Here is a 23,593-nt window from a genome sequence, read left to right as displayed (position 1 = left end):
CGGCGCCACCAGCTCCAGCGCCGAGCCGAGGACGAACGACTCCACGCCGACCATGGCCGGCGCCCGCGCCCACCTACCGGGGGGTGAGGACCGTGTTCGGCTGCGGGTGCCTTGTGGCTGGTCGCGCAGTTCCCCGCGCCCCCCAAAGGCCCCTACGGGGCCCCCTTGACCGTGTTCGGCCGCAGGTGCGTTGTGGCTGGGCGCGCCGTTCCTCGCGCCCGTGGAAACACTCCTCCTGGCTCTCGTCAGTTTGTTGCGTCTGCCAGGGCCAGTTCGTGCAGGCGGTCCGGGGGGCCCGGGCGGGCGTAGTACCAGCCCTGGGCCGTGTCGCAGCCGAGGACGCGGAGTTGTTCGGCCTGGGCGCCGGTTTCCACGCCTTCCACGGTGACCGCGAGGTCCAGGCTGTGGGCGAGTGCGACGATGCCCTCGACGATCTTGAGGTCGACGGGGTCGGCCGGGAACTGCTGCATGCCCTGGGTGAAGGAGCGGTCCAGCTTGAGCACGCTCACCGGCAGCCGGCGCAGGTTGGCCAGGTTGGAGTAGCCGGTGCCGAAGTCGTCCAGGGCTATGTCGATGCCCATCTCGGCCAGCCGGCGCAACGGTTTGAGCAGGTCGTCGTCGGCGCCGATGAGCGCGGACTCGGTGACCTCAAGGCACAGCGCGTCCGGCTGCACACCCGCGCGCTCCAGGATGTCGACGGTGTCCTGGACCAGCCCGGGGTGGGTGAGCTGGCACGGCGAGAGGTTGACGTTGACGCGCAGCGGGCCCCCGGCTCCGTCGCCGTGCAGCTGCCGCCACCGGCCGGCTTGGCGCACCGACTGTTCCAGGACCCAGCGGCCCAGCGGGACGATCAGCCCGGTGTGCTCGGCGAGCGGGATGAACCGGTCGGGGCCGAGGACGCCGTGCTGCGGATGCAGCCAGCGCACCAGCGCCTCGGCTCCGCGCACGCTGCCGTCGCCGAGGTGCACCAGCGGCTGGTACTCGATGAAGAACTCGCCCCGGTCCAGCGCGGTCGGCAGTGCCGTGGTCAGCCCGTGCCGGGTGATGGCGCGGGCGTCGGCCTCCGGGTCTGCGAGCTCGAAGCGGTTGCCGCCGGCCGACTTGGCCCGGTACATGGTGATGTCCGCGCTGCGCAGCACCTCCGCCGCGCTGCGCTCGCCCGCCGGTCCCTCGACGATGCCGATGCTGCCGCGTACGGCCAGTTCCCGGCCGTCGATACGGACCGGGGCGACCAGCGCGTTCATGATCCGGGCGGCCAGTTCGTCGACCTCGTGCCGGGTGCCCGGGCCGGTGGTCAGCGCGACGAACTCGTCGCCGCCGAGCCGGGCGACCATCTCGCCCGGCGCGGTCGCGCACGCCTGGAGCCGGTCCGCGACCTCGACCAGCAGCCGGTCGCCGGCCGCGTGGCCGAGGCTGTCGTTGATGGTCTTGAAGCCGTCCAGGTCGAGGTAGCACAGTCCGAACCGCTGCCCCTCGCCCGCGCCCAGCGCCTTCTCCAGGCGCTCGAAGAACAGGGTGCGGTTGGGCAGGCCGGTGAGCGCGTCGTGGGTGGCCTCGTACCGGAGCCGCAGGTTGAGCAGCCGCCGCTCGGTGGTGTCCTCCATGAGGGCGAGCTGGTACTGCGGGTGGCCGTCGGCGTCGCGGAGCAGGGAGACGGTCAGGTTGGTCCACAGAACCGTTCCGTCAGGCCGGTAGAAGGCCTTCTCCACGTGGTAGTGCTCCCGCTCGCCGCGCACCAGTTCCTCGTACAGCCGGCACAGATGCGGGGCGTCGTCGGCGTGCGTCCACTCGCGTACGCTGCGGGCGCGCACGGTCTGCTCGCCGCCGCCGAACATGCGCAGCAGCGCGCTGTTCACCTGGAGGACGTTGCCCTGCAGGTCGGCGATGGCGATGCCGATCGCCGCGCCTTCGAACACGGCGCGGAAGCGGGCCTCGCTGGCGTGCAGGGCCTCCGCGACCACGCCCTGGGCACGCAGCGCGGCCTGGGCTATCGCCTCCTGCTCGGCCAGGGTGCGTTCGCGCAGCGCCCGCGCGAACCCGGCCGCCATCGAGTGCTGCAACCGCGCGGAGCGTGCCCGCAGTTCCTCCTTGTCGCCGTCCTCGCCGCAGTACAGCACGAGGTAGGCGTCGAGGCAGTCCAGCGAGTGGCTGAGCGCCTCGGGCGCGGTGCAGTGCGCGTCGACCAGGGCGGCGCCGACCGCCTCGCCCTCCCGGGCGTCGAAGACCCGTTCCCGCAGCGCCGATCTCAGCCGGCGGGCGAGCGGCAGGAGCAGTTCCTCGAACTCCGGGCGGGTCAGCGACGTGGAGGTCACCGGGAAGACGGCCCGGCTCCATATCGTCGTCAGCCGGCGCAGTCTGCCCTCAGGCCCGTCCGGTTCCGCGATCACGCCGTACGCCCCACGCCGGCGAACCCGGAGAAGGCATAAGGGTCCTCGTCCTCCGGCGCCGTACGCGGCCGCCAGTTGGGCATCGGCACCAGCCCGGGTTCCACCATGTCGTACCCCTCGAAGAACCGCGCGATCTCCTCGCGCGAGCGCATGATCAGCGGGTTGCGAATGTTTTCGTACACGTCCACCAGGGACCGGCTCCGCTTCGCGGGGAGCGGGATGCCCTCGTACGAGGCATGGGTGAGGACGAGCAGGCTGCCCGGCGCGAGCGCGTCGCGCAGCTCGGCCACCGCACCGCAGGGGTCGTCAGCGTCTTCCACGAAGTGCAGTATGGCAACCAGAAGCAGCCCGACTGGCCGATTCAGGTCGATCAGCCGCCCCAACTCGGGGCTCGCGAGGATTTCCTGGGGCTTGCGCAGGTCGGCCGCGACCACGTCCGCGTCCTCGTTGCCCGCCAGAACGGCCTTGCTGTGGCTCACGGCCACCGGGTCGCGGTCGACGTACACCACCCGCGTGCCGGGCTTGGCGGCCTGGGCGACCTCGTGGACGTTGCCGAAGGCAGGGATGCCGGACCCGATGTCCAGGAACTGGGTGATGCCCTGGTCCACGGCGAACTCCACGGCCCGGCGCATGAACGCCCGGTTCGCCTGCGCGATCTTGGGCAGCCCCGGCATGAACTCCATGGCCCTGCGGGCCGCTTCCCGGTCGACCTCGAAGTTGTGCGAACCGCCCAGGTAGAAGTCGTAGATGCGGGCCACGCTCGGCACCGAGATGTCGATGCTCCGCGGAGCCCAGGCGGGACGCTCCATCCATCTCTCCACTGCGTAGGCGATCCGGTGTTCGAGCAGAGGCTACTGATCGCCCGCCGAACGGGCGAGGGGAAACGGGAATTGACCATCCGTTCCCGGTCACCACCTGTGCTTCCGGTCCGCTCCCCGCATCCGCATCGCGGTGAATTGCCATGGTCCGCGCACACGATGGACCGCCCCCTCCGTGCGGCGCGGAGGGGGCGGTCCGGTACGAGTCGGGTCTGCCCGGGGGGAGTTGTCCCTGCTTCTCTCCCTACTTCGGGGCGCCGATCGCCTTTCCGTCGGGGGAGACGGCGAACCATGTGCCGCCGACGCCCTGGCCGTTGACGTCACCGGGCGCCTTGTCCCCGGAGAAGGTGTAGAGCGGCCAGCAGTTGATGGTCATCTGCTTCACGCCGTCGGGCCGGGTGAAGGGCATCATGCCCTTCTTCAGCACGCCCTTGGTGTCGTTCACCGCGACGGGGGCCACGGCCGGCCACTTGTCCAGACAGGAACCGGTGCAGGCGGAGACCGACTTCGGCCACGCCTGGTCCTTGGAGAAGCGGTAGACCGTCATGCCCTTCCTGTCGACGACGACGTCACCGAGTTCGGTCTTCTTCACGGACAGGCCCGGCAGGTCCGTCAGCGAGGCCTTCTTGCCGTCGGCCGCCAGGGCGAACCACTTGTCGTTCACACCCTGGCCGTTGGCGTCACCGACCTCGGTGTCCTTCGCGTAGCGGTACGCGGGCCAGCCGCCGATCGTCAGTTGCTTGGTGCCGTCGGAGCGGGTGACCTCGCCGAGCAGGGCCTTGTCGATACCGGGACCGGCGGCGGCGTCGTCGGCGGGAACGGGCGGCCAGGCCGTGGCGCAGTCCCCGTCGCAGTTGGACGTGGGGGGCTGGGCCACGTCCGCGTCGAAGCGGTACAGCGTCATTCCGGCGCTGTCGGTGACCACCTTGCCCAGCTTCACGTTGGTGGCGACCGTGAGCTGCCCGGCGGGCTTGGGGGCACTCTGCTGGCCGTCGGCACCGTAACCGTTGCTGTTGCTGTTGCCGGTACCGGTGTCGGCGCCGGTACCGGCGCTCGTCCCGGCGCTGCCGAATCCGCCGGCCTGGGCGGTCGCGCCCACGCTCTGACTGCCCACCGAAGGGGCGGTTTCCTGACCGCACGCCGTCGTCAGCGCCAGCACGGCCGCGGCCGCCGCCACGAGTGAGGCGCTCCGCCAGGAGGTGTTCATCGTCAACTCCCCAAAATCAAAAGGGTGTTGCAGCGCCCTACTGCGCCGCCGCACGACACTGGGTACGGACGGCACAGGCGGTTGTGTTCAACGGCGGCGGCGATTTCTTTCCGGAACCTGTGGCGCGTTACCCGCCACCCCGTACACGCGTACCCAACGAGGGCACCGCGTCGGACCACCGATCAAACCCTCCGACCTGCGGCTTCCCACCTTCGGGGCAATCCGCGCCCACCACGGCGTGCCCTGGTCCACGACAGCTCATGATCTCGCTCGTGCAACGACCCGAACCGACGCGATCCGCCCTGGTGCTGCGGGTGTTGGCGCCGGCACTGCTGGCGTGGACGTGTGTGGGCCCAGCCGCCCCGGCGGCGGCCGACGCCTGCGCGTACGCCTCCACGGGCCCGGACGGCGTGGAGGCGGTGGCGGTGGCCGGCGGCGGCCCCTGGCCCTCTCTTCCGCCCCTTCCACCGCCATGCCGACGGCCGACACCGACGCCGACGCCCAGCCCGAGCCCCACGCCTACGCCTACGCCCACACCCACACCGACGCCCACGCCCACGCCACCTCCGCCGCCCACACCCCCGCCGCCGAAGCCGAGTCCAACCCCCGCTCCCAAGCCCCCGCCGCCCCCACGCCCGGCCCCGGCCGCCGCGCAGCCCCGGCCCGCTCCCCCACCGCCCCCGCCGCCCGCGCCACCCCCGCCGCCGGCCCCGGAACCGGCGCCCAAGCCCCGTCCCAGCCCGTCCGTGGCGCCGGTGACCTATCCGCGCCACCACGCCCAGCCGCACCGGCCGACGCCCCGGCGCAGTCCCTCACCCCTCACCTACGTCCTGCTCATCGCGGTGCCCGCGCTGGCCGCCGTCGCCGCGCTCCGCCCGCGCTGACCCCTGGAGGAATCCGTTGTCGGAATGGCTTGTTCTCCTTCTCGCGATGCTGGCCGCCTGCGCGGTGGTCGTCGTCATCACCCTGCTGCGGCACCGCACGAAGGCCGTGGACGACGATCCCAGTGAGACTCCGGACGTCATCGAGTACATGACCATGTGGATCGGCGTGGTCTACGCGATCGTGCTGGGTCTGGCCATCGCCGGTGTCTGGGAGGCGCGCGTCGCCGCCCAGGACCACGTCCAGGCGGAGGCCCTGGCGCTGCACGAGGTCTCCGAGCGCGTCCGCGTCTATCCGCCCGACGTCCGCGACCGCGTCCGCGCCGACGTCGACGCCTACGCCGGACATGTCGTGACCACCGAGTGGAAGACCATGGCCGACCACGGCCGTGTCACCGAGCGGGGCGACGAACTGCTGGAACGCGTCCGCGCCGACGTCACCGACTACCAGCCCAAGTCGGACTTCGAGGCGCAGGCCTACCAGCCGCTGGTGGACCAGGCGGCCGCCGCCTCCCAGGCCCGCACCGCACGGGCCGGCTCCATGGGGGCGACGATGCCCGGGGTCGTGTGGTTCGGCCTGCTCACGGGAGGCGTCATCACCATCGGCATGGTGTTCGCGCTCCAGATCCGGCGCACGAAACGGGAGCTGATCCTCGCGGGGCTGTTCTCCGCGCTGATCGCCTTCCTCCTCTTCCTGATCTGGGACTTCGACGCCCCCTACAGCCGCGGGGTCTCGGCCACCGCCGGGCCGTTCCTGGACCTGTTCCCCCATCTGACGCGGTGACGTGACCCGTCAATCCCCTGTGCGGCGCAACCGTTGCCCCGTTCGCCCGGGTGCAATCGCGCCGGAGTGCGCACCTCCCTAGCGTTTTGGTCAGCGAGGCGCATATCCGGCACAAGCGGAAAAGGTCCGCTGCTGCTCCTCGGGGACCGGAGGACCCATCATGCGCGTAATAGGTGTTGTCTCGGCCGCACTGCTGGGCGTCTGCGCCCTCACCTTCTGCGCGCCGGCCGCCGTCGCCAGCGGCGGTGACGGCCGCTCCCACGGCAGCGGCGACGGCCGCTCGTACGGAGGCGGAGGCGGTGACGAGGGCCGCTACTCCGGTGGGGGCGGACGCTCCTACGGCGGCGGCAACGGCCGCTCCGGCCACGGCGGTGACGACGAAGAGGGCCGTTTCGGCGGTCGCGGAGGCGGCGGCTCGGAGCACTACCGGCACGGCGTCCGCGCGGGTGTGGGCGGGACCGTGGCCGGTTTCGACCTCAAGCAGATCGGTCTGGGCACCGCGCTCATCGGCGGCTCGCTCGGCACGGCGTACTGCCTCTCCCGCCGGCGCACCGGCGAGGAGGGCACCGCCTGACCGCGTCCCCGCCCCGGGACAGGCCTTCGCCCCGGACCTGGAGAGGTCCGGGGCGAAGGCCTGTCGGCGTACGCGGCCGCCTCGCGGTGCACGCGGGCCGGGGACGAAGTCCCCTCGGGCACGAAGAGATCCGGCCCCCCGCACAGGGAACGGGGGGCCGGATCCGGGGGCGGAGCCGTCAGGAGCGCTTGTCGGACCGGCGCCTCATCCAGAGCGCGCCGCCGCCGACGGCGCCCGCCGCCATCAGCCCGCCGCCGATGGCCATGTCGGCCGGGGTGGCTCCTGTGGTGGTGCCGCCGCCCACTCCGCCGCGGACACCGCCGACGACGGTGAAGGCTCCCGGCCGGGTCAGCCGCCGGCCGTTGCAGTCGACCGTGATGTCGTACGTCCCCGGACGGGCGTCGTCCCGGATCGTCACGACACCCTGCGCCCGCTCGCCGGCGTCGTCGAACGGCCGCACCGTCGCGCGCGAGAACACGTTCGACGACATGGTCCCGCCGTTGCGGCAGCCGTCGATCGTGACCACCAGCTGACCGCCGCGGGCGATCACACCGGGCGTGGGCACGATGCTGTTGAGGCCGCCCGCACCGTGGCCGGGCGCACCGCCGAGTCCGGCGCCCGGACCGCCCCCGGGACCGACGCCCGGGCCCGCGCCCTCGCCTCCCTTGTCGAAGCCCCCCACACCACCGAGGCCGCCCGGACCGCCCCCGGGACCGACGCCCGGCGCCGCGCCCTCGCCTCCCTTGTTGAAGCCCCCCACACCACCGAGGCCGCCGGGACCACCGGGGCCGCCGAAGCCGCCGCCGAAGCCGCCGCCAAAGCCGCCGACTCCGGGCCCCGGACCAAAGCCGGGGAACTCACCGAACCGGTCCGCCCGGCCGGGGCCGCGCCACTCACCGAACCCGCGGAACTCACCGAACCGGTCCCCCGGGCGACCGCGGAACTCGCCGAAGCCGCGGAACTCGCCGAATTCCCCGAAGCCGCGGAACTCGCCGAAACCGCCGGCCCCTCCGGGTCCCGGCCCGAACCCCGGGCCGAACCCGAACCCCGGCCCCACTCCCGGGCCGAACCCGGGCCCGAAGCCCGGCCCTACCCCCGGGCCACCTCCTGGACCACCTCCTGGGCCGCCTCGGTGGCCGCCTCCGTGGCCGCCTCCCCCGCCGCCGTCCCGTGTCACGCCGGGGACATCGCCGCCCTTCGCCACGGCCGCCGGGGCGGCGAGCCCGACCGCGGCGACCGCCGCGGCCAGTACCACCAAGGGGGCCGAGGGGGCCAAGAGGGTACGAGCAGTACGCATGTGATCCTCCGCGGAAGGCGCCCCGGGGACCCGTACCCGGTCGATCGGTGAGAAAGCACCTCCCGCCAACGACCCTCGGACGCGCTCCACGCGGACGCATTTCGGGGCTGGTCCGTCTCGGTGAGCAAATACCCCGAGAGCTTCACCCCATTGAAGATCGACGCAGGTCACGGACCGACAGAAATGACCCTTACGGACCGCCTCGGATGGCGCACGCGAAAACGGCCCCGCCACCCGTTCGCATGCGCCACGTCGCCGGTTGCGCGCGACGGACTTAGCGTTCTCGCATGCGCGACCGACGCGGCGACGGCCGTGTCGAGAGGGGATGTCGAATGTCTGCGAGAGAGCTGACCGGATTCATCGAGGAGGAGCGGGAGCCACGGAGGAAGCGTGCGCCGTGGGGCGTGATAGCGCTGGCCCTGCTGACCGGACTCGCCCTGATCCGCAACGGCTCCGGGGAGTTCGACGTCGGCCCGCCCCAGCCCGCGACGGCCGCCGCGCCGGACATCAGGCACACGCCGCTCCCCTCGGCCATGGGCCTTCAGCCGCTGTCGCGCTCCGTGCCGGACCGGATCAGGATCCCGGTGATCCAGGTCGACGCGCCCGTCACACCGGTCGGCGTGGACCCGGACGGCTGGGTCGCCGCGCCGCCGCCGGAGGACCCGAATCTGGCCGGCTGGTTCAACGGCGCGGTGACGCCCGGCGAAAAGGGCACGTCGGTCGTCGTCGGCCATGTGGACAACAAAGCGGGACCCGCGGTCTTCTACGGGCTCGGCGCCCTGCAGAAGGGAAACCGCGTCGAAATCAACCGCCAGGACGGAAAGACGGCCGTATTCGAGGTGTACGGCGTCGAGGTGTTCCAGAAGGACGATTTCCCCGGAGACCGGGTGTACGGCTCGAAGGGAACTCCGGAACTGCGGATCATCACCTGCGGCGGCGGTTACACGAAGCAGACCGGATATCAGGGGAACGTCGTCGTGTTCGCCCGCCTGGTCGAGGTCCGCTGAGCGGACCCCGGCCGGGCGGGCGGCGGGTCGTGCGCGGCCCGGCTCAGGTGTACTCCCGGCGCGGCACGGTGAAGTGGCGGCCGTCGTCGAGGAGCTTGGGGAGGTACTTGCGCAGCGCGCGGACGGTCTGCGAGCGGTCGCCTCCGGCGTCGTGGGAGAGCACCACGACCCCGGGGGCGGCGCCCCGCTCGATCCTGCGCACGATGGTGCCGGTGCCGGGGGTGGTCCAGTCGAGGCTGTCGACGCTCCAGGCCAGCGGCTCCATGCCCAGTTCGGCGTTGATCTTGAACACGTCGCGGTTCCAGGCGCCGTAGGGCGCGCGGAACCACAACGGCCGCTCGCCGTAGGCCTTCTCGATCACGTCGCTGGTGCGTTCGATCTCATTGCGGATGCCGCGGCGGTCGAGCTGGGTGAGCAGCGGGTGGCTCCAGGTGTGGTTGCCGACGACGTGTCCCTCGTCGGCCATCCGGGCCAGCAGGTTTCGGTTCCAGTCGGCCATCTCCCCGCAGACCATGAACGTGGCCCGGACGTCGTACTGGGCCAGGATGTCCAGGACGTGCGGGGTGAACTCGCGGTCGGGTCCGTCGTCGAACGTCAGCATCATGGTGTCGCCGCGTCCGGAGAAACGCAGGATCGGCGAGGTCCGCACCTTGGCGGGCAGCGGCGCGACCCGCTGCGGGGCGTCGCCGGCCAGGGGGCTCAGACGGTAGGCGGAGGGCTTGAGGGCGCTGCGCGCCTCGGGGCCCGCGGCGGGGGCGGGCGGTACCGGAGCGCCGGAGGAGCCGGAGGAGCCGGAGAGCAGCAGACCGGCAGTACCGGCCGCTCCCGCCGCTCCGAGCGCGACGGCGCCGGCGAACAACGCCCGGCGCCGCGTGAGCAACTGATCCTTCTTCATGAGTCATCAGTGTCCGGGCGTCGCGCCTCTCCACCGGGACGGCGCGACGAAAGCACCCGCCCGGCCCAGCGCCCGGCGGCAGTTGTACGCGGGTGTCTCCACGGGCGTCCGAGCGCCGGCGCACGAGCGGGAACGGCGGCGTCTCACGGGTCGCGTCGAGGAAGTCCTCGTCGAGTTCCGTCGCCTCCGGGTCTCCTCCGGCGGCGAGCAGGGACTGGGCGGTCAGCCGGCGGCGCTGTGCGACGGGATCGGCGGGCCGCGGGTCGGTGCGGTGCTGCCGGGCGCCCGGCGGGAGGCGCCCCCGGGCGGCGGTGGGAACCAGGGATTCCGATAGCCTCGCACATGTGACGGAACAGCACGAGCAGCACGAGGGGCGCGCCCACCGGTTCGAGCGGGGCACGGACGGGCCGAAGGTCATCGTGGCCGGCGTGGACGGCTCCGACTCCTCGTTGCGGGCCGCCGCGTACGCCGCCGGTCTCGCCCGTCGGCAGGGCGCGCTGCTCGCCCTCGTGTACGTGCAGCCGGTGATGACGGCGGGGGCGGCGCTGGGGGCGCCGGTCGCGGAGACGACCGACGAGATCGCCGAGGACCTCGTGCAGTACATCCGGGAGTCCGCGGAGCGGCTGAAGGGGATATTCGAGGTCCGCTGGGAGTTCCACACCTTCCGCGGCGACCCGTACAACGGGCTGGTGAAGGCCGCCGACGAGCTGCGCGCGGACGCGGTGGTCGTGGGCGCCTCCGAGCAGGCCGGCCATCGGATCGTCGGCTCGGTCGCGGTCCGCCTGGTCAAGGCGGGACGCTGGCCGGTGACCGTGGTTCCGTAGGCCTTCTCCCGGTACCCGGACACCGCGACGGGCGGCCGCGGGCCGGCGTCGGATCCGTGCGTGGCGTCTTCCGCACCCGGCGGTCCCTGGTCCATCATGATCGGGCGTCAGCCGTTTGCCGTCTGTGAAGAGGTGAGACGCATGGCCGGGCTCCGGATGGGTGAGGGAATTCTCCGCCGTAAACCCATCGAACACATCGAGGAGACGGAAGCCGGCGAAGGACCACGACTGGAGCGATCACTCGGGTTGTGGCAGCTCACGGCGATCGGTGTGGGCGGCATCATCGGCGCGGGCATCTTCACCCTCGCCGGTACGGTCGCCAACGGCACGGCGGGTCCCGCGGTGCTGGTGTCCTTCCTGATCGCGGGCGTGGCCAGCGCGGCGGCGGCCCTGTCGTACGCCGAGTTCGCGGGCCTGATCCCGAAGGCGGGCTCCGCCTACACCTATGGCTACGCGGTGCTCGGCGAGTTCGCCGGCTGGTTCATCGGCTGGGACCTGCTCCTCGAGTACACGGCGATCGTGGCGGTGGTCGCGATCGGCATCTCCGGCTACTTCAGCTTCCTGGTCGAGGACATGGGCGCGCATCTGCCCGCCTGGATGCTGGGCGCGCCCGGCACAGGCGCCGGCCACAGGGTCGACCTGTTCGCGGCCGTCCTGTGCCTGCTGATCGCCTGGCTGCTGAACCTCGGCATCCGCAGCGCGGCCCGCTTCGAGACGCTGGTGGTGGGGCTGAAGGTGGTCGTGGTGCTGGTGGTGATCGTGGTCGGCGTGTTCCACATCAACACCGCCCACTACCACCCGTTCTTCCCCTACGGCGTCGGCGGGGCGTTCACCGGCGCGGCGACGGTGTTCTTCGCGGTCTTCGGCTACGACGCGATGTCGACGGCGGCCGAGGAGTCCAAGGACGCGCAGCGGCACATGCCGAAAGCGATCATCTACTCGCTGGCGATCGCGATGGTGCTGTACGTGGCGGCGTGTCTGGTGCTGACCGGGATGCAGAACTACAAGGACATCAACAAGGAGAGCGGCTTCTCCACCGCGTTCAAGTCGGTGGGTCTCAGCCGGCTGGCGGACGTGATCGCGGTGGGCGCGATCATCGGGATCCTCACCGTGATGTTCACGTTCATGCTGGGTGTGACCCGGGTGTGGTTCGCCATGTCCCGGGACGGGCTGCTGCCCAAGTGGTTCGCGAAGACGCACCCCACGCGGCACGTGCCGACGCGGGTGACGTGGATCGTCGGGGTGGCCTCGGCCCTCATCGCGGGGTTCCTGCCGATCGCGGAGGCGGCCGAACTGACCAACATCGGCATCCTGCTGGCGTTCGTGGTGGTGTGTACGGCGGTGATCGTGCTGCGCTACCGGCAGCCGGACCTGCCGCGCGGTTTCCGTACGCCGTGGATGCCGTTCGTGCCGGCGCTGGGTGTCGTCTTCTCGCTCTGGCTGATCACGTTCCTGAAGTGGGAGACCTGGGTGCGGTTCGCCGTGTGGTTCCTGATCGGGTGCGTGATCTACTTCGGTTACTCGTACAAGCGCTCGGAACTGGCCCGGCGCTAGGCCTGGCCGCGGAGGCGTTCAGCGGGCCGGGAGGGCGCGGAGGAAGTCCGCGACGATCCCGTTGAACTCCTCCGGCCTCTCCAGGTTCGGGTAGTGGGCCGTGCCCTCGATCGTCACGGAGCGGCCGTCGGGGACGGTGCGGGCGAGGCGTTCGGCCTCGGCGAGGAGGTCGGGGACGTCGAGGGCGCCGTTGACGGTGAGCACGGGGACGCCGATCTTCGGCACGCGCTCCCAGGTGCCGGTCAGGGGCACGTGCCAGTCCTTCTCGTCGGCCGTGTGCTTGGACAGGGTGTGCAGGGCCATGTCGCGCAGCCGGCGCAGGATGTCCTGGTCCATGTCCTCCGGGGTGCGGTGCGGGCCGGGCGCGAACCGCAGGAAGGACGCGAGCCAGCCCTCGATGTCACCGGCGCCCAGGGCGCGGGCCGACTCGTCCTGCACCCGCCGCGCCCACGGGTCCGTGTACTGGAACTCGCTGGTCGCGGCACCGCAGACGACCGCCCCGCGGACCAGTTCCGGGTACTCGAGGACGGTGTCGGTGGCGATGGCGCCGCCCATCGAGACGCCGACGAGGGCCGCCGGGCCGGCGTCGAGGTGGCGCAGCAGCGTGGCGAGGTCGTCGGCCCAGCGGAAGGGCCTGGCCGCGTTGGCGGAGAAGCCGTGACCCCGTACGTCCGGGGCGACGACCCGGAACTCGGCGGCGAGAGCGGAGATCGTCGCGTCGAGGACGCGGTGGTCGACCCAGCCGGAGTGCAGCAGGACCACCAGGTCCCCGCTGCCGGTGTCGAGGTAGGCGAGGTCGCCGTCGGAGGACGGCGCGAAACACAGATCCGGAGCAGCATTCATGACAACTAGGGTGTCATTGCGCGGATTGTTTGGCAACCAAGGTGTCATGATGGTGCGATGAGCGATATCGCCAGTGATCTCGACGGCGGTCCCGACGCCCCTCTCCCGCCGGACGAACTCGGCCGCCGTCTCACCGAGGTGTTCGACCTGGTGGGCCCGCTGTACCGGCGGGTGCAGCGCAAGGTCGAGCAGGGCGAGGCCGTCGAGGGGCTGTCCGTCGGCGTACGGGCCGTGCTCGACCTGCTGCACAAGCACGGCCCGATGACCGTCCCTCAGATGGGACGCGCGCAGGCGATCAGCCGCCAGTTCGTGCAGCGCATGGTGAACGACGCGGCGGCACGTGGCCTGGTGCGCAGCGTCCCGAACCCGGCGCACCAGCGCTCGTCGCTGATCCGGCTCACGGACGCGGGCCGGGCGGCGATCACCGCAGTGCTGGACCGTGAGCACCTGCTGCTGCGCCGGGTCGGGGGCGATCTGACGGAGTCCGAGGTGCAGGCGTGCCTGCGCGTGCTCGGGGAGATGCTCGACCTCTTCGAGCACGTGGACGTCGACTGACCGCCCCCGTCGACCGCTCTCACTCCCCCATGACGAGCCCGTCCTTCGCCGCGCCCCGGCTGAGCACCGCGGTGCGGATCCGGTCGCGCACGCCCTGGAGGTCGGCCCCCCGAGCGATGACCTTGTTCAGGTTCACCACCCGGCCGGCGTCGAGGTCGAACACCTCGGGGACGAACTCGGCCCGGGCCACCTCCCAGCGCCCGCCGGGCTTGGCGGGCGGGGAGAAGGTGAAGCGGGCCAGCGTGCTCTGGTTGGCGCGCGGGTTGCGCCGGCCGCTGTCGTCGGTCGTGGCGCCGGCGATCTGGTCACCGAGGCCGTAGACCACCCAGGTGCCGTTGACCTTCTCGTAGGCCTGCGGGACGTGGGCGTGGCTGCCGAGGATCAGATCGACGTCGGGCCGGCCGCCGGAGTGTGATGCGGTCAGCTTCCGGGCGAGGTCCAGTTGCCGGCCGTCGGGCGCGTCCTGCCAGGCCCCGCCCCAGTTCAGGGACACGACCACGACCTGGGCACCCGCCTGGCGGGCAGCTCGGGCGTCCTCGATGATCCGCTTCTCGTCGATCACACGGACGGCCCACGGCTGATCGGGAGGCAGGGCGTCGTTGGTGCCGTAGGTGTACGCGAGGTGGGCGACCACGGCCCGCCCGGCCTGGAGGAGGGTGCCGCGCGCCTCGCTCTCGCCGCGCGCCGAGCCGGCGTGCCGCAGCCCGGCGTCGTCCAGGGCGTCCAGGGTGCGCCGGACGCCGTCGGCGCCGTCGTCCAGCGTGTGCTCGGAGGCGGTGGCGCAGCTGTCGTAGCCCGCCGCGGCGAGGGAGGGCGCCAGCTCGGGCGGGGACTTGTAGCGGGGCCCGCCGGTGTAGGGCGCGCTCGCACCGAAGGCGGTGCCCAGGTGACACAGCGCCAGGTCGGCCCGCGAGACGACGTCCTTGACTCCTTCGAGCATCGGCCGGAAGTCGTGACCCGTGCCGCCCGCGTCGAAGGCGGCCCGCTCCAGCACCGAGGCGTCCGGGAGGATGCCGCCGGAGGCGACGAGTGTGAACGCGCCGGGCGCGCTCGCGGAGTTCGAGGCGGTCGGGGCGGCCCGTCCGGGCGGAGTCTGCTGTTCCCGTTGGTGGGCCTGGCAGGCGGCGGCCGCGGTGAGGAGGGCCGTCACGACCAGGGACACCTGCTGTCTGCGTGCGATCATCAGTTCACCCCATGGCGGTCGTATGGACAGACAAATGGGTACGAATCTGACGGCTTTCGCAAACGGTATCCGCCCTCCGTTGGCCCGTTCGTGTGTGACAAGGGGCCTGACGGACCGTTCGTCGTACCGTTCGTCGACGCGATCGACCGTCCGTCGCACAGCGGTGTGCACGCTCTGTCCCCGCGCGGCCCCCTGCGATGCCATACGGCCATGACGGCCGGAACCACCCTCCCGCACGGGACGACGACCGCCGAGCACGAGCTCGCCGCACTGCAACGCGAGCACGGCCGACCGCTCTTCGCACTGCTGCTGCGCCTGTGTGACGGCGATCGCCAGCGTGCCGAGGACCTGCTCCAGGAGACGCTCGTGCGCGCCTGGCAGCACCCCGAGGCGCTGCGCGCCGACGCCTTCGACTCGGTGCGGCCGTGGCTGCTGACCGTGGCGCGCCGGCTCGCCATCGACGCCCGCCGCGCCCGGCAGGCCCGGCCGCCGGAGGTCGGGGACGCGGATCTGGAGAACGCGCGGGTCATCGCCGACCACGCCGAGCGGTCCGCCGCGACGCTCGACGTCCGGGAGGCTGTGAAGACACTCACTCCCGAGCACCGTGAAGTCCTGGTGCTGGTGTACTTCCGGGGGGCCAGTGTGGCGGAGGCCGCCCGCACCCTGGGCATTCCGCCCGGTACCGTGAAGTCCCGCGCGTACTACGCGCTGCGCGCCCTGCGCCGGATGCTTCCGGGATACGCGGCCGACCTGCGGTGAAACCGACTCCCGAGTCAAACCTCCGTAAAGCGCCTTGCCGTGGACCGCTGTTGAGTAATCGGCTGTCCTCATCCGTGTTCCGACAGGGGGCGGGACCCCGGGACCCGGGGTCGGGCGAGGAGCGCGCACCGGAGGAAGGCAGGAAGGGATGCTGCACAGAGGTCACGAGAGCACGGACGGCCCGGGCGGCGGCGAACTGACCGTCCCCATGGCCTGGTTGTACGCCGAGTACATCGCCGACGAACTGCTGCGCACCGGCGATCTGATGCCGCCGACGTCGTTCGAGTTCCGCGCCGGGCGGGACGCGCTGGCGCTCACCATCTTCCTGTCCGACACCGGCGGTGAGCTCTCCCGCGTCCGGGTGGTCTCCCAGTTGGAGACCTGGCTGTCGCTGACCGCGTACGACCAGCCGTGGCAGGACTGGGTGTGCGAGCGTATGGCCGGTCTCGCGGACGAGGCGGACGCCCGCGGGGTGCCCTCGCCTGACCTGGCGCTGGCCGAGGCGGCCTGGCGCTGGCTGGAGGAGACCGAGCTGCTCGCGCCCGATCTGGACGCGGTGCCGGGTGGCGCGGGCGTGGTCGGCGAGGACGACGGGCCGAAGGTGTGGACGCCCGCCTGGCAGCTCGGACTGCCCCTCGGACATCTCGCCATCCACCTCTTCTAGACCCGGATCCTCCTGGGTCCGGGTTTCTTCGGAGCGCGGCCGGATTCCGACCAATCCGCGGGACCGGCCGCTCCGAACGTCTTGATTACGATTCGGAACGTGGCTGAGTGATTCCGGTGCCGGGCTCGTACGGGTGGGAGCAACGAGTAACCCCACCCGCACTCACAGGCACGAGGATTCGGCATGAGGTCCCTGGAACGGCATCGCGATGCCGGCGCGTACGCGCTCGGCATGCTGGACGAGGCGGACGCCTTCCGCTTCGAGGACCACCTCTCGGAGTGCCCTCGCTGCGCGGCGCACGTCACCGAGTTCGGCCCCACGGCACGGCAGCTCATGCTGTACCGGCGGGCCACGCCGCGCTTCGTGCACCCCATGACCCGGCCGGGCCCCGGACTGCTCGACCGGCTGGTCGGCGAGGTGGCGCGGCGGCGCCGGGCCGGACGCCGGCGGTTCCTCTACGGGCTGGCGGCCTCGGTGGTGCTCGCCGTGTGCGGACCCGCGGTCGCCGCCGTCGCCGGACACCACGGCGGGCCCGCCCGGTACGCGGCGACCGACGCGACGACGGGCGTATGGGCCGAGATCAGGGCCGCCGACCGGGACTGGGGCAGCGATCTGGAGGTGCGGGTCAGGGACGGCGCGGGCCCCCACACCTGCCGGCTCGTCGTGGTCGGCCGCGACGGCTCGGAGCAGACCGTGACCACCTGGAACGTCGCCCCGCACGACGCGGGGACCAGCACGGTGGCGGGCGGCACGACGATGCATCCCGGGCAGATCGACCGCTTCGAGGTGCGCACCGCGGACGGGCGGCCCCTGGTGACCCTCGCCTCGCGGTGAGCGGCCGGCCGCTCCGTCACTTCAGCAGCCGGGACAGGCGCCGGTCGGCCAGCGGTTTCCCGCCCGTCTGGCAGGTCGGGCAGTACTGGAGCGAGGAGTCGCTGAAGGACACCTCGCGGATGGTGTCCCCGCACACCGGGCAGGGCTCGCCGGTCCGGCCGTGCACGCGCAGGCCGCCTTTCTTCTCCGCCTTCAACCGTCCGGCCGCAAGGCCCCGGGAGCGCGCGACCGCCTCCGTCAGGGTGGTGCGCAGCGCCTCGTACAGGGTGTGCGTCTCCTGCGGCGTCAGGGAGGCGGCCAGCTTGAACGGGGACATCCTCGCGGCGTGCAGGATCTCGTCGCTGTAGGCGTTGCCGACGCCCGCGATCAGGCTCTGGTCGCGCAGGGCGCCCTTGATCTGCCGCCGCTCCCCCGCGAGCAGCCGGGCGAACCGTTCCTCGTCGAAGTCGCCGGCCAGCGGGTCGGGACCGAGGCGGGCCACTCCGGGCACCTCCTCCGGATCCCGGACGACGTACACCGCGAGCCGCTTCTGAGTGCCGGCCTCGGTGAGGTCGAAGCCCGCGCCGGTCTCCAGGGCGACGCGCAGGGCGAGCGGCCCCTTTCCGGGCCGGGGCACGCCGTCGGGCAACCGGTCCTTCCACTGGAGCCAGCCCCCGCGGGCCAGATGGGTGACGAGGTGCGGGCCGCCGTCGGTGGCCAGGTCGAGGAACTTGCCGTGCCGGCGCACCGCGGTGACCTCGCGGCCCTCCAGGGCGGTGACCGGCGGGTCGTACGTCTTCAGCACGCTGATCGCGACGGGCAGCACGCGCGCGATCCCCTGGCCGACCAGGTGGTCGGTCAGGAAGTCCTTCAGCGCTTCGACCTCGGGCAGTTCCGGCATAGGTCCAGAGTGCCACCGCAGCCCCGGGACGCCACGTCAGCTCTCGTCCGGCACCGCGAACTCGCACCACACGCACTTGCCGCCGCCGCGGGCTTCGACGCCCCACACGTCGGTGAGCTGGTCCACGAGCAGCAGCCCCCGGCCGGAGACCCCGTCGGCCCCCGGTTCGCGGCGGCGCGGCAGGGCGCTGGAGGAGTCCTCGACCTCGATCCGCAGCCGCCGCTCGCGTCCGCTGAGGACCCGCAGGGTGACGATCGCGGCGCCCTCGGTGTGCATCAGGGCGTTGGTGATCAGTTCGTCGGCCACGAGTTCGATCTCGTACGAGTCATCCTCGGCGCCCCAGTCCCGCACCGCCGTGCGGATCATGTGCCGGGCCCGGGTCAGGGCCTCGGGGTCGCCGGAGGCCACGTACTGCTGGAGCCGGCCGACGGGCTGCCGCTCGGCCGGCACGTGGCGGCGCAGCACCAGCAGGGCCACGTCGTCGTCGCCGCCGCGCGACTCGGCCATCGCGATCAGCCGGTCGGCGAGGTCCCGTACGTCGTCGGGTCCGTCGGCGACGGACCGCGCCAGGGCCCGCATGCCGTCGTCGAGGTCGGCGCCGGGCTGTTCGACCAGGCCGTCGGTGCACAGCACCAGGGACTGCCCGGGGTCGAGTTCCATGGTGCCGACCGGGTACTGCAGGCTGCCGAACTCGGCGGACAGGCCGAGCGGCAGCCCTCCGTCGACGGCGATCAGGTGGCAGCTTCCGTCGCTGTGCCGGACCAGCGGGTCGATGTGCCCGGCCCGTACGAGCTGCACGACGCCGGTGGCCAGGTCGGCCTCCGCGTACAGGCAGGTGGCGAAGCGGTCGGTGTCGAGTTCGTGCAGGAAGACCGAGGCGCGGGCCATCACGGTGGCCGGTGCGTGACCCTCGGCGGCGTAGGCGCGCAGGACGATGCGGAGCTGGCCCATGACGGCGGCGGCGTGCGTGTCGTGGCCCTGTACGTCGCCGATGACGGCGCCGACCCGGCCGCCGGGCAGCGGGATCAGGTCGTACCAGTCGCCGCCGATGTCCCGGCCCAGGGAGCCGCCCGCGTAGCCGGAGCGGTAGCGGACGGCGACGTCGGCTCCGGGCACGCTGGGGATGGTGCGCGGCAGCATGGCCTGTTGCAGGCCCTGGGCGAGGTCCTTCTCCTGCTCGTAGAACATGGCCCGCTGGAGGCTCTGCGCGATGCTGCTGCCGAGGGCGATCAGGACGTTGCGCTCGTCCGGGGTGAAGCCGCGCCGGTCGCTGTAGAGCAGGCCCATCCCGCCGATCGGGCGAGCCTGCGCGATCAGCGGCAGATAGGCCGCCGAGGTGATGTCGAGTCCGGTGATGTGCGGCCACAGGATGGGGTAGCGCTCGGCGAACTCCTCCGGGGACTCGATGAAGCGGGGGCTGAGGGTGCGCACGGCCTCGCTCATCGGGTAGGGCTCGTCGATCCGGGTGACGCGGGTGCCGGGCACGGAGGCGCCCGCGGGGCCCTCGGCGACGAGCCGGATGCGGCCGGCCTCGACCAGGCCGAGTACCAGGCTCTTGGAGCCGAGGAGGGCCAGTCCGTGGGAGTCCTTGACGACCTCGATGACGTCCTGCACCGTGCGCGCGTGGGCCAGGGCGGCGGTGGCGGCCTCCACCACGTTGGTCTGCCTGCGCCGGGCCGCGGCCTGGGCGGCCCGTTCCCGGCGGGCGGCGATGTCGCCGAGCTCCTCCGAGGCGTCGCGGAGGATCCCGGTGATCCTGCGCGGCCGGCCCGTCCCGTCGCGCTGGATGTAGCCCTGGACGTGGGCCCAGCGCAGGCCGCCGTCGCGCAGGCGCAGGCGGACGTAGGTGCCGTAGTTCTGGCGGCCCTCCTTCATCGCCCGGGCCACCATCGCGTCCAGGCGCTCGCGCTCGGACGGCAGCAGCCGCTTGCCCACGGTGCCCGGACGGCGGTCGTCCTCCTCGGCGGTGACGTCGAAGATCCGGTGGGCCTGGGCGTCCAGGTGTACGAGCCCGGCGTCCAGGTCCCAGTCGAACGTGCCCATGCCGTTGAGCGCCAGAATGGGATCCGGGTGTGCGGGCCAGTCCTCCGGGAGTGACAGGGCGGGCGCTCCCTGTTCAGCCATGGGGACACCTTGCCAGGGATTGGCTGATTCTTCGAGCCGGGGGTGGGGTAGCCGGGGCCCGTGACTTTCCGGCAGGAGAGGAGCGCTCGACCGTGGGTTGGTTCACCGCACCCGAGTACTGGCTGAGCCGGCTGGTCTTCCAGCGGGCGCTGGCCGTGGTGTATCTTGTCGCGTTCCTGACGGCGGCGCTCCAGTTCCGGGCGCTGCTCGGCGAACGCGGCATGCTGCCGATCCCCCGATTCCTCGACCGGGTGCCGTTCACCCGGGCGCCGAGCCTGTTCCACCTGCGCTACTCCGACCGGCTCTTCGCGGCGGTCGCCTGGGGCGGGTGCGCGGTGTCGGCGGCGCTGGTCGCGGGCGTGGACTCATGGGTGCCGTTGTGGGCCGGAATGCTGCTGTGGCTCGTCCCCTGGGCGCTGTACCTGTCGATCGTCAACGTCGGGCAGACCTGGTACGGCTTCGGCTGGGAGTCGCTGCTGCTGGAGACCGGGTTCCTCGCGGTCTTCCTCGGCAACGACGAGGTGGCCCCGCCCGTGGTCGTGCTGTTCCTGCTGCGCTGGATCCTCTTCCGCGTCGAGTTCGGCGCGGGGCTGATCAAGCTGCGCGGCGACGCCTGCTGGCGGAAGCTGACCTGTCTGCACTACCACCACGAGACGCAGCCGATGCCGGGCCCGCTGAGCTGGTTCTTCCACCATCTGCCGGGGCCCGTGCACAAGGCGGAGGTGGCCGCCAACCACGTCACTCAGCTGATCGTGCCGTTCCTGCTGTTCACTCCGCAGCCGATCGCCACGGCCGGCGCCTCGCTGATGATCGTCACCCAGTTGTGGCTGGTGCTGTCCGGGAACTTCTCCTGGCTGAACTGGATCACGATCGTGCTGGCGCTGTCGGCGGTGCGCTTCCCGGGGAGCGCGCCGTCCGTGCCGGCCACGCCGTTGTGGTACGAGGTCGTGGTCCTCGCCGTGGCCGCGCTGCTGGTGGTCCTCAGCTACCGCCCGGTGGTGAACATGGTCTCCCGCCGCCAGGTCATGAACCGCTCCTTCGACCCGCTGCACCTGGTCAACACCTACGGCGCGTTCGGCAGCGTCAGCCGCGTCCGCTACGAGGTGGTGGTGGAGGGCACGCTGGACGAGGTGCCGCACGAGGACGCGGAGTGGCGGGAGTACGAGTTCCGGGGCAAGCCCGGCGATCCCCGGCACTGGCCGCGCCAGTTCGCGCCCTACCATCTGCGCCTGGACTGGATGATGTGGTTCGCCGCGCTGTCCCCGGCCTACGCGGGCGTCTGGTTCGGCGCGATGGTGGAGCGGCTCCTGGAGAACGACCGGGACACCCTCAGGCTGCTGCGCCGCTCCCCCTTCCCGCCCGACCGGCCCCCGCGCTACGTCCGCGCCCGGCTGTTCCGCTACCACTTCACGACCTGGCGGCAGCTGCGGTCGACCGGCGCCTGCTGGGACCGGACCCATGTGCGCGAGTTCCTGCCGCCGACCCGGCTGGGCTCCGGCACCCGGGAACCGTGACCGGCCCCCGCCGCCGGATCCGGCCGGTACGGAACCGGCACGGCCCCCCGTCGCGCACCGTCAGGTCCCGGACGTGGGCAGCAGGCCGGTGTCGCTCAGCTCCTGCCAGAAGGCGGCGGGCACCGGGATGGCGAACTGCTCTGCGCAGTCGCGGACTTCGGCGGCCGACCGGGTGCCGACCAGCACGGAGGCCACCGCCGGGTGGTCGGCGCAGAACCGCAGGGCCGCTCCCCGCAGCGTGATTCCGTGCCGGTCGGCCACCGCCTTCATGCGCTGGACGCGTTCCACCAACTCCGGTGGCGCGCCCGCGTAGTCGTAGGTGGCACCGGGCCCGGGACGGGCCGGCAGCCCGGAGTTGAAGGCGCCGCCGATGACGACGGACACGCCCCGCTCGGCGGCCGCGGGCAGCAGCTCCGTCCGGGCGCGCTGGTCGAGCAGGGTGTAGCGGCCCGCGCACAGCCACGTCCACGTCCGTGTCGCGGACGAAGCGGGTCAGCATCTCCGACTGGTTCATGCCCGCCCCCCCGATGGCCCCGACCACGCCCTGGGCGCGCAGTTCCTCCAGTGCCGGGTAGCCCTCGCGGAAGGCCTGCTAGGCGTGGTCGTCGGGGTCGTGTAGGTAGACGACGTCGACGCGGTCCAGGCCGAGCCGTTCGAGGCTGGCCTCCAGACCGCGCCGTACCCCGTCCGCGCTGAAGTCCCACACCCGGCGGTGGGTGGCGGGCACGGCGAAACCGTGGGCAAGGTCGCTGCCGCCCGCGTCCGTGGGTTCGAGCAGGTGGCCGACTTTCGTGGAGACCGTGTACGCGGAGCGCGGGAGGCCGCGCAGGGCCGTGCCGAGGCGGCGTTCGGACAGGCCGAGGCCGTAGTGCGGGGCGGTGTCGAAGTAGCGGATGCCCTGCTCCCAGGCGGTGGCCACGGCCGCCCGCGCCTGCTCCTCGTCCACTTCGGTGTACAGGTTGCCGATGGCGGCGGCGCCGAAGCCGAGGGCGCTGACCTCGACCCCGCTCCCGCCCAGCGTCCTCACCGGGCCTCCGGGCGCGGCCGCGGGCCGTCGCACTCGTGCGAGACGGGGTGACGGGTGTCGTGGGTGTCAAGTGCCGTGGTGCGGGCGGGCGTCGGGGACACGGGTGGCCTTTCCGTCGGTGGTGGGGGAACGCTCGCGAAGAGCCCCGGCCTACGGTCGGACTCAGGGGCCGGGGGCCGGCACCGGTGGTTCCGGGCGGCGGGTCCGGGACTCGGACCATTCGCGCAGTTCGTCGGCGCCGACCTCCTCGATCACTCGCCGAAGGGTCTGCCGGGCCGCCGCGTCGCGTTCCGCTTCGGGCAGGAGCAGATACCGGTCCACGGCCCGGCGCAGGGTCTCGCGTGCCTGCGCGGTGAGCATCCAGCGCGAGCCCGGGTCGAACAGCTGGCGCATGCCGGTGAAGAACACCGCACCGCCCGCGATCACCGCGGTCAGCCAGGCCGGAGCGTGCAGACCGGCGGCGACGACCGTCACCGAGGTGGTGGCGAGGGCGCCCAGCTCCGTGGTGCGGTGCAGCCACCTGGCCCGGTCGCAGGACCGGCTGTAGAACGTCAACTCACGTTCGGCCAGCGCCAGCAGCGGGTCCGGCTGAGCGGCCCAGGAGTGGTCGGGCACCGTTCTTCGTGTCATCACCACATCATCGTGGCCCCGCGCCTCACCGGGAAGGAGCGGCACGGTGCGATCCCACCTCACGCGCGCCGCAGCCGCAGTGTCATCAGCTCGAAGGGCCGCAGCCGCAGGGTGATCCGGTCGCCGTCCCGTTCCGGTGCCGTGGCGTCGGGCAGGGGCCGCTCCAGCAGGTCGGTCACCGTCACGTCCGCGACCTCGAAGCCGGCCGTGAGTGTGGCCCGGGTCCGGCTGCCGTGGGCCTCGTGGAAGCGGACCACTACGTCGCCGCTGCCGTCGTCGGCCAGTTTCACCGCCGTCACGACCACCGCGTCCTCGTCCACCGTCACCAGCGGGGCCACGGCCCGGGCGCCGG

Annotated in this window: 23 protein-coding genes and 1 pseudogene; 12 read left to right on the top strand and 12 right to left on the bottom strand. The window is 72.4% G+C overall.

Translation table 11 applies throughout. The annotated features are described in order from the left end of the window. Positions 1–245: 245 nt before the first annotated feature. The 3 genes from ACF09J_RS26560 to ACF09J_RS26550 all read right to left on the bottom strand — a co-directional run bounded on the left by ACF09J_RS26560 (position 246) and on the right by ACF09J_RS26550 (position 4,412). The gene (locus ACF09J_RS26560) at positions 246–2,387 is read right to left on the bottom strand and encodes a putative bifunctional diguanylate cyclase/phosphodiesterase (RefSeq protein ID WP_392307957.1); all 2,142 of its coding nucleotides are present in this window, start codon (positions 2,385–2,387) and stop codon (positions 246–248) included. Continuing rightward, positions 2,384–3,196, bottom strand: a complete 813-nt coding sequence (locus ACF09J_RS26555) for an SAM-dependent methyltransferase (RefSeq protein WP_392307956.1) — start codon at positions 3,194–3,196, stop codon at positions 2,384–2,386. The genes ACF09J_RS26560 and ACF09J_RS26555 overlap by 4 nt, the downstream gene beginning before the upstream one ends. Before the next feature lie 253 nt (positions 3,197–3,449). Further along, positions 3,450–4,412 (bottom strand): SCO0930 family lipoprotein, encoded by a 963-nt coding sequence (locus ACF09J_RS26550; protein WP_392307955.1) that lies wholly within the window; start codon positions 4,410–4,412, stop codon positions 3,450–3,452. Positions 4,413–5,167: 755 nt separating this feature from the next. Here ACF09J_RS26550 and ACF09J_RS26545 point away from each other — a divergent pair. The 3 genes from ACF09J_RS26545 to ACF09J_RS26535 all read left to right on the top strand — a co-directional run bounded on the left by ACF09J_RS26545 (position 5,168) and on the right by ACF09J_RS26535 (position 6,651). After that, positions 5,168–5,296: a hypothetical protein gene (locus ACF09J_RS26545; RefSeq protein WP_358729866.1), complete on the top strand. Its 129-nt coding sequence runs from the start codon at positions 5,168–5,170 to the stop codon at positions 5,294–5,296. Positions 5,297–5,312: 16 nt separating this feature from the next. Next, on the top strand, positions 5,313–6,077 hold the full coding sequence (locus ACF09J_RS26540) for a hypothetical protein (protein ID WP_392307954.1): 765 nt from the start codon (positions 5,313–5,315) through the stop codon (positions 6,075–6,077). Positions 6,078–6,237: 160 nt separating this feature from the next. Next, the gene (locus ACF09J_RS26535; protein WP_392307953.1) at positions 6,238–6,651 is read left to right on the top strand and encodes a hypothetical protein; all 414 of its coding nucleotides are present in this window, start codon (positions 6,238–6,240) and stop codon (positions 6,649–6,651) included. Between the two features lie 178 nt (positions 6,652–6,829). On the opposite strand, the gene ACF09J_RS26530 is transcribed toward ACF09J_RS26535, so the two are convergent. Further along, positions 6,830–7,216 carry a hypothetical protein gene (locus ACF09J_RS26530; protein ID WP_392307952.1) on the bottom strand — a complete coding sequence of 129 codons (387 nt, stop codon included), beginning with the start codon at positions 7,214–7,216 and terminating at the stop codon, positions 6,830–6,832. 24 nt (positions 7,217–7,240) lie between these two features. On the opposite strand from ACF09J_RS26530, the gene ACF09J_RS26525 reads away from it, so the two are divergent. Next, a complete protein-coding gene (locus tag ACF09J_RS26525; RefSeq protein WP_392307951.1) occupies positions 7,241–7,999 on the top strand; it encodes a hypothetical protein in 759 nt (252 codons plus the stop codon). Positions 8,000–8,280: 281 nt separating this feature from the next. Continuing rightward, positions 8,281–8,955, top strand: a complete 675-nt coding sequence (locus ACF09J_RS26520) for a class F sortase (RefSeq protein WP_392307950.1) — start codon at positions 8,281–8,283, stop codon at positions 8,953–8,955. A 43-nt stretch (positions 8,956–8,998) separates the two neighbouring features. Here the strand turns inward: ACF09J_RS26520 and ACF09J_RS26515 are convergent, their stop codons facing one another. Next, the gene (locus ACF09J_RS26515; RefSeq protein WP_392307949.1) at positions 8,999–9,850 is read right to left on the bottom strand and encodes a polysaccharide deacetylase family protein; all 852 of its coding nucleotides are present in this window, start codon (positions 9,848–9,850) and stop codon (positions 8,999–9,001) included. Between the two features lie 344 nt (positions 9,851–10,194). Between ACF09J_RS26515 and ACF09J_RS26510 the strand changes: the two genes are divergently transcribed. After that, positions 10,195–10,674 (top strand): universal stress protein, encoded by a 480-nt coding sequence (locus ACF09J_RS26510; RefSeq protein ID WP_392307948.1) that lies wholly within the window; start codon positions 10,195–10,197, stop codon positions 10,672–10,674. Positions 10,675–10,815: 141 nt separating this feature from the next. After that, positions 10,816–12,228, top strand: coding sequence for an amino acid permease (locus tag ACF09J_RS26505; protein ID WP_392307947.1), 1,413 nt, complete (start codon positions 10,816–10,818; stop codon positions 12,226–12,228). 18 nt (positions 12,229–12,246) lie between these two features. Here the strand turns inward: ACF09J_RS26505 and ACF09J_RS26500 are convergent, their stop codons facing one another. Then, positions 12,247–13,071, bottom strand: coding sequence for an alpha/beta fold hydrolase (locus tag ACF09J_RS26500; RefSeq protein ID WP_392307946.1), 825 nt, complete (start codon positions 13,069–13,071; stop codon positions 12,247–12,249). A gap of 57 nt (positions 13,072–13,128) precedes the next feature. On the opposite strand from ACF09J_RS26500, the gene ACF09J_RS26495 reads away from it, so the two are divergent. Continuing rightward, on the top strand, positions 13,129–13,626 hold the full coding sequence (locus ACF09J_RS26495) for a MarR family winged helix-turn-helix transcriptional regulator (protein WP_392307945.1): 498 nt from the start codon (positions 13,129–13,131) through the stop codon (positions 13,624–13,626). A gap of 19 nt (positions 13,627–13,645) precedes the next feature. Here ACF09J_RS26495 and ACF09J_RS26490 read toward each other — a convergent pair whose 3' ends face one another. Then, positions 13,646–14,809, bottom strand: a complete 1,164-nt coding sequence (locus ACF09J_RS26490) for a CapA family protein (protein WP_392307944.1) — start codon at positions 14,807–14,809, stop codon at positions 13,646–13,648. Positions 14,810–15,019: 210 nt separating this feature from the next. On the opposite strand from ACF09J_RS26490, the gene ACF09J_RS26485 reads away from it, so the two are divergent. The 3 genes from ACF09J_RS26485 to ACF09J_RS26475 all read left to right on the top strand — a co-directional run bounded on the left by ACF09J_RS26485 (position 15,020) and on the right by ACF09J_RS26475 (position 17,066). Then, positions 15,020–15,568 carry a sigma-70 family RNA polymerase sigma factor gene (locus ACF09J_RS26485; protein WP_141355925.1) on the top strand — a complete coding sequence of 183 codons (549 nt, stop codon included), beginning with the start codon at positions 15,020–15,022 and terminating at the stop codon, positions 15,566–15,568. Positions 15,569–15,716: 148 nt separating this feature from the next. Beyond that, complete coding sequence (locus tag ACF09J_RS26480; RefSeq protein WP_392307943.1) at positions 15,717–16,232, top strand: hypothetical protein; 516 nt, start codon at positions 15,717–15,719, stop codon at positions 16,230–16,232. A 183-nt stretch (positions 16,233–16,415) separates the two neighbouring features. Then, positions 16,416–17,066, top strand: coding sequence for a zf-HC2 domain-containing protein (locus tag ACF09J_RS26475; RefSeq protein ID WP_392307942.1), 651 nt, complete (start codon positions 16,416–16,418; stop codon positions 17,064–17,066). Positions 17,067–17,082: 16 nt separating this feature from the next. Here the strand turns inward: ACF09J_RS26475 and ACF09J_RS26470 are convergent, their stop codons facing one another. Continuing rightward, positions 17,083–17,946, bottom strand: coding sequence for an Fpg/Nei family DNA glycosylase (locus ACF09J_RS26470; RefSeq protein WP_392307941.1), 864 nt, complete (start codon positions 17,944–17,946; stop codon positions 17,083–17,085). 36 nt (positions 17,947–17,982) lie between these two features. After that, positions 17,983–20,070, bottom strand: a complete 2,088-nt coding sequence (locus ACF09J_RS26465) for a SpoIIE family protein phosphatase (RefSeq protein ID WP_392307940.1) — start codon at positions 20,068–20,070, stop codon at positions 17,983–17,985. Between the two features lie 92 nt (positions 20,071–20,162). Between ACF09J_RS26465 and ACF09J_RS26460 the strand changes: the two genes are divergently transcribed. Continuing rightward, the gene (locus ACF09J_RS26460; protein WP_392307939.1) at positions 20,163–21,584 is read left to right on the top strand and encodes a lipase maturation factor family protein; all 1,422 of its coding nucleotides are present in this window, start codon (positions 20,163–20,165) and stop codon (positions 21,582–21,584) included. 60 nt (positions 21,585–21,644) lie between these two features. Here the strand turns inward: ACF09J_RS26460 and ACF09J_RS26455 are convergent. From ACF09J_RS26455 to ACF09J_RS26445, 3 genes and pseudogenes are all read right to left on the bottom strand, one after another. Further along, a pseudogene (locus ACF09J_RS26455) lies at positions 21,645–22,611 on the bottom strand (aldo/keto reductase). A 162-nt stretch (positions 22,612–22,773) separates the two neighbouring features. Then, on the bottom strand, positions 22,774–23,241 hold the full coding sequence (locus tag ACF09J_RS26450; protein ID WP_392307938.1) for a DUF4231 domain-containing protein: 468 nt from the start codon (positions 23,239–23,241) through the stop codon (positions 22,774–22,776). 59 nt (positions 23,242–23,300) lie between these two features. Next, positions 23,301–23,593 (bottom strand): glycosyl hydrolase-related protein (locus tag ACF09J_RS26445; RefSeq protein WP_392307937.1); only part of this gene is annotated, 293 nt, incomplete at its 5' end.

Origin of the sequence: Streptomyces sp. NPDC014889, assembly GCF_043081205.1 — a bacterium.
Lineage (GTDB): Bacteria > Actinomycetota > Actinomycetes > Streptomycetales > Streptomycetaceae > Streptomyces.
This window is presented reverse-complemented; position numbering and strand designations above follow the sequence as displayed.